At 68.9% G+C, this 5,343-nt stretch carries 6 protein-coding genes; 4 read left to right on the top strand and 2 right to left on the bottom strand.

Annotated features, from left to right (window positions below):
- Positions 1–119 precede the first annotated feature (119 nt).
- Positions 120–1,076 (bottom strand): hypothetical protein, encoded by a 957-nt coding sequence (locus V7Q42_RS21135; RefSeq protein WP_333826249.1) that lies wholly within the window; start codon positions 1,074–1,076, stop codon positions 120–122.
- 255 nt (positions 1,077–1,331) lie between these two features.
- On the opposite strand from V7Q42_RS21135, the gene V7Q42_RS21140 reads away from it, so the two are divergent.
- Both V7Q42_RS21140 and V7Q42_RS21145 read left to right on the top strand, forming a co-directional pair.
- The gene (locus V7Q42_RS21140; protein WP_333826250.1) at positions 1,332–1,955 is read left to right on the top strand and encodes an ATP-dependent Clp protease proteolytic subunit; all 624 of its coding nucleotides are present in this window, start codon (positions 1,332–1,334) and stop codon (positions 1,953–1,955) included.
- Between the two features lie 253 nt (positions 1,956–2,208).
- A complete protein-coding gene (locus tag V7Q42_RS21145) occupies positions 2,209–3,000 on the top strand; it encodes a YdcF family protein (RefSeq protein WP_333826251.1) in 792 nt (263 codons plus the stop codon).
- A 12-nt stretch (positions 3,001–3,012) separates the two neighbouring features.
- Here the strand turns inward: V7Q42_RS21145 and V7Q42_RS21150 are convergent, their stop codons facing one another.
- Positions 3,013–3,714 (bottom strand): DUF599 domain-containing protein, encoded by a 702-nt coding sequence (locus tag V7Q42_RS21150; protein WP_333826252.1) that lies wholly within the window; start codon positions 3,712–3,714, stop codon positions 3,013–3,015.
- Positions 3,715–3,922: 208 nt separating this feature from the next.
- On the opposite strand from V7Q42_RS21150, the gene V7Q42_RS21155 reads away from it, so the two are divergent.
- Positions 3,923–4,582, top strand: a complete 660-nt coding sequence (locus V7Q42_RS21155) for a glutathione S-transferase family protein (RefSeq protein WP_333826253.1) — start codon at positions 3,923–3,925, stop codon at positions 4,580–4,582.
- A gap of 86 nt (positions 4,583–4,668) precedes the next feature.
- A complete protein-coding gene (locus V7Q42_RS21160) occupies positions 4,669–5,100 on the top strand; it encodes a DUF1489 family protein (RefSeq protein ID WP_333826254.1) in 432 nt (143 codons plus the stop codon).
- Positions 5,101–5,343: the final 243 nt, after the last annotated feature.

The following is a 5,343-nucleotide window of genomic DNA, read 5'->3' on the forward strand; positions in this document are numbered from 1 at the left end:
ATGGGAACGGCTCCTCTGTGAGCGATAGCGACAACCATCACTCCGGCACACATGACGGGCTATGGTTCGGGTGTTGTCGGAGGCGATGTCGATTCGGCGCCCGCTCACGCCGACGGCGCTCAGGACGCCCCGCCGAATGCGCCTCGGGCGCGCGCGACGAGATCGCGGAACGGCTCCGAGACCGAGGCGAGTTCGGCGTCCCAGTCGGGATCCGGGCGCTGGCCCTCGGTCGCGGCGAAATAGACCTGCATCGTCGAGGCGATCAGGAACGGGTCGATCACCGCCCGTTGCGCCGCCACGGCGAAGAGGACGGTGAAGATCAGGCTCCACGCCGTGGTCGGCCCGGGCACGATAAGCGCGACGATGCCGACGGGGGCGAGCAGCACCACGAACAGGATCACCGCCATCACCCAGCGGAACAGCGTCAGCCACACGGCGTTCCACAGGATCGTCTTGGCGTTCTGGGCATAGAGCACGATGCCCTGCCGAGCGGTGGTCCAGGGATCTTCCGAGGCGATGCGGATCTCGCGGGCGAGCACCACCTCGTCGATGAAGGTCGTCGACATCTTCAGGACGGCGCCGAGGAGGCGGATCAGCGGCTGCAGGCCCGGCACGAAGGACAGCAGCCCGACGCCGCCGACGAGGCCGGTCACGGCGCGGACCGAGCCCTTGACCAACTGATCGAGGACGAACAGCAGGTGGACCTCGCCGAACCGCGCCTTCACCGTCTCGACCGCGAAGGCGATCTGGGCGCGGCCCGAGGGAAGAGCGCGGCCGTCGAGTACCATGACCATCGCCGCGACGTGGCCGGCGGTGATCAAGTAGGTGAGATACTCGCGCAGGCTCCACACCCAGACGACGGCGCCGACGCCACCGAGAATGCCGCCCCAGGCGGTCGCCCCGGCGCGGAAGTCGGCCGTGCCGACATGGCCGACGACCCACCCGGCGCCGGCACCGCTCGCCACCGCGGCGACGAAGGCGAGGGTGAGGCCGCCGAGCACCAGGATGCGCAGGCCGACGAAGGGCCAGGTGGCGAGGACGAGCCGCAACGAACGGAGAATCGAGAAGGACCACATGCGAGGCGCTCCCTTGGCCGATTACGCAGATTAGCACGATCCGGCGCCCGTCGGGCGGCTGCGAGAGGCGCCCGGCAACTGCTGCCGAAGGCATGATTTCTCAGTCTTCACAGAAGGATGGCTGATATCCCACACGTGAAGGCGCGCCCCTCGCCACGACGCGTTGAGCATCTTTCGCGAGCGGGGTCGACACGTCCCGGCGAGGCCACTACATCTTGGTGACACGAACCCCGCCGCCTTTCATCCGGACGCGCCATGATCAAGAGCCCCAAGACCTACTGGTTCACCCGCCTCGACGACGAGGAGGAGGACGAGGAGAAGACCAAGACGCCGCAGTCGGTGCCGGTCGACAAGCACCTCTTCGACGCCCGCACGGTCCTCATCACCGGCTCGATCACCCAGGAACTGGCGCGTGACGTCACCGCCCGCCTGCTGGCGCTCTCCCACGTGTCGAAGGACCCGATCAACGTCGTCGTCTGTTCGCCGGGCGGCCATGTCGAATCGGGCGACATGATCCACGACATGATCAATTTCGTGCCGGCTCCGGTGCGGATGATCGGCGTCGGCTGGGTCGCTTCGGCCGGTGCGCTGATCTACGCCTCGGTGCCCAAGGAGCGGCGCTTCTGCCTGCCCAACACCCGCTTCCTGCTGCATCAACCGTCCGGCGGCGCCGGTGGACCGGCCACCGACATCGAGATCCAGGCGCGCGAGATCCTCAAGATGCGCGATCGCCTCAACCAGATCTTCGCCGACGCCACCGGCCAGCCGCTGGAGCGTATCGCCAAGGATACCGATCGCGACTTCTGGATGGGGCCGGACGAAGCGATCGCCTACGGTCTCGTCGGCAAGGTCATCAAGACCATCGGCGATCTGCCCTGAGGGACGAGCCGACTTCGGAATACGGAGTACGGATGAACGCATCCGAACTCCGTGTTCCGTTCGGCTGAAAGCCCGTCCACACGAGGGGTTTTCGCCGAGTTCGATCCGGCGTCGCGAAGCGACCTGCCGGATCCCCGGTGAAACCTGACGGGGGCCTCGCGAGAGGCCCTCGGCCGTTGTGGACGAGGCCGGTCGCCGGCGACGCATAAGGTCGACGTGAGACCGCGGCGGACGGGGCCGGGGAGGGACGGGGATGTTCTTCACGCTGTCGAAGGTGGCCTTCCTCATCGCTCAGCCGTCGACCCTGACGATGCTGCTGATCGTCGGCGGGCTCCTGGCCTCCGTCGTCGGCTTCCGCCGCATCGGCCGCGGCCTCGCCGGTCTCGGCCTGACGGCACTCCTGATCCTCGCGCTGACGCCGCTCGGCCCCTATCTCCTCACCGACCTCGAGAACCGTTTCCCGATTCCCGCCGCCGATGCGCCGGCGCCGGCCGGAATCGTCGTGCTCGGCGGCTTCACCGATGCGCGGATGGGCTCGGCCCGCGGCGTCGTCGGCCTCGGCGAAGGCGCGGCGGCGATCTTCGAAGTGGCGGAGCTGGCGAAGCGCTACCCCGCGGTGCCGATCGTCCTCTCCGGCGGCTCCAACGCCCTCGTCGGCACGGCCGACGCCTCGGAGGCGGAGCTGATGCGTCGCCTCTTCGTCGCCGTCGGCGTGGCGCCGGAGCGTCTGGTGCTGGAGGAGGGCTCGCGCACCACCTGGGAGAACGCCACCGCCACCCGTGATCTGGTGAAGCCGGCGGCGGGGGCGACGTGGTGGCTGGTGACCACGGCCTTCCACATGCCGCGGGCGATCGCCACCTTCCGCGCCGCCGGGTGGACCGGCATCGTCGCCCGGCCGGCGGCCTACGCCACCACGGGGCGCATCGGCCTGCGCCCGCCGATGCTGTGGGGGCTGATGAGCGCCGACATGGCGGTCAAGGAATGGCTCGGCATCCTCGTCTATCGCCTCACCGGCCGCGCCTCGGAACTGCGTCCCGGCCCGTGAGCCGGGCGGTGCTCAGGCGGCTGTCGCCGAAGCCGCCTCGAGCAGCGAGGCGCGGGCTCGCGAGAAATATTGGCGGCGGATCAGCACGGCGAGGATGAAGGTGGTCGACACCAGGAACACCCGCGCGTCGACGAACCAGCCGAACAGGCCGAGCGAGAAGAACAGCGCCCGCATCCCCCAATGGAAATGGTGGCCGGCGTCGATCTGCATCTCACCGGCCCGGAGAACGGCGTGATCCCGCGCCGCGGCATCCGGATCGTCGGCCGGCGGCACGGCGCCGATCAGGATCGCCGAGTAGTTGAACAGCCGATAGGCCCAGCCGAACTTGAAGAAGGCGTAGCCGTAGATCGCCACCAGGAGGGCGATCTTGATCTCGAGCTCACCGGCGGTCGGGACGGTGCGGAACGGCACGTCGAGGAAGATCGCCAGCATCCGCTCGGTCTGATTGAGCAGCGTGAAGGCGCCGCCGAGCGCGATGAGCGAGGTCGAGGCGAAGAAGGCGGTGCCGTTCTGCAGGCTGGTCATGATCGCCGTGTCGACGATCCGCACCTCGCGCTTCGCCATCTCCCGCATCCACCGGCGGCGCTCGTCGTCCATCAGCCGCGACAGCGACGGCCGGCCGATCAGGGCGAAGTCGACGACGAAGCCGAAGCTCGCCCAGGCGACGACGAACCAGACGAAAGCGACGAAGTCGAGGGTGGTGAACGAGGTCATGGCGAAGACTTATCCGAAAGTCGCAGGCGGCGGAAGCGTCGCCCCCGCTCACCGGTCGCCACCTTCCCATCAATCCGATTGAAGACCCTCTTCAAACCAATCCGTTGGACGCGATCGGCGGGGGATGCGACGGTCGCTCGACCGGCGTCCGGCCGGCGTTCGACCCGGGGGCGGACGATGCGGCGGACCTGCGAAGAGGAGGCGATCCATGGCCGACCGGAAGCTCATCATCGGCAACAAGCGCTATTCGTCGTGGTCGCTCCGGCCGTGGCTGCTCATGACCCATTTCGGTCTCTCCTTCGAGGAGATCCTGGTGCCGCTCGACACCCCGGAGTTCAAGCCGACGGTGCTGAAGTACTCGCCCTCGGGCAAGGTGCCGTGCCTCGTCGAGGGCGACATCCATGTCCATGAGACGCTGGCGATCTTCGAATTCCTCGCCGAGAACCACCCCGAACTGCCGATCTGGCCGCGCGATCGGGCGGCGCGGGCGCTCGCCCGGGCGCTCGCCTCCGAGATGCACGCCGGCTTCACCGGCCTGCGCGGCGCCTGCCCGATGAACCTCAGGACGCACTTCGCCTTCAAGGATCGCGGGCCGGCGGCGACGGCCGACGTCGCCCGCATCGAGGATGCGTGGCGCGATGCGCGGGCGCGGTTCGGCGCCGGCGGGCCGTTCCTCTTCGGCGAATTCTCGGCCGCCGACGCCATGTTCGCACCGGTGGTCACCCGGCTCGACACCTATTCGTGGCCGGTCGCCGCCGACACGCGGGCCTATATGGACGCGGTGCTGGCGCTCCCCGCCTTCCGCACCTGGAAGGCCGGGGCCGACGCCGAGACGGCGATCGTCGGGGCCGACGAGGTCGAGGATTGAGAGCGGTGGACCATCGCCGCCGGGCGGTGGTCCGCGCCGACGCGGCGGGGTAGGATCGCGGCGATCCGCCTTCGCCCGGAACCGCCATGGCCCTCAATCTGATCAAACTCTGTGTCGGCTGCGACGGGATCGACGATCTCGCCCACTGGATCGGCGCGACGCTCGCCGAGAAGAAGCGGCGCGGGCTCGAGCCGGTCCACATCCACCGCACCCGGATGATGCCGAAGCGGGTCGACGAGATCGTCCCCGGCGGCTCGCTCTACTGGGTGATCAAGGGGCAGATCCGGGTGCGCGAGCAGATCCTCGAGCTGCGCGCCGTGAAGGACGCCGCCGGCGTGCCCCATTGCGACATCGTTCTCTCGGGCGAGTTGGTCGAGGTCGAGGCGCGGCCCTACCGGCCGTTCCAGGGCTGGCGCTATCTCGACGCCGAGGTCGCGCCGCGCGACCTGAAGTCGGACGCCGTCGCCGACCTGCCGGTCGAGTTCCTGCGCGAATTGGCCGGGCTCGGGTTGCTGTGAGGGCTGCGGGGTAGGGACGTGGTCGTGCACCCGCGGGCACTCGGCCGAGCCGTGTGTCGCCGGACACGACTCCGAGCACGCCCGTCGTCCCCGGCGAGCCGGAGGCGAGGGAAGGGGACCCATCGGCCTCTCGACTCGACGGAACATCATCGGATCCCCTTCCCCTCCGCTGATGGGGTGGACGGCCCCTCTGAGAGTCCGTTTTGAAAATCACGGATGAGCGTTTCGCCTGAGGAGATTGCC

The organism is Pinisolibacter sp. (genome assembly GCF_036782435.1).
GTDB lineage: Bacteria > Pseudomonadota > Alphaproteobacteria > Rhizobiales > Ancalomicrobiaceae > CALBKH01.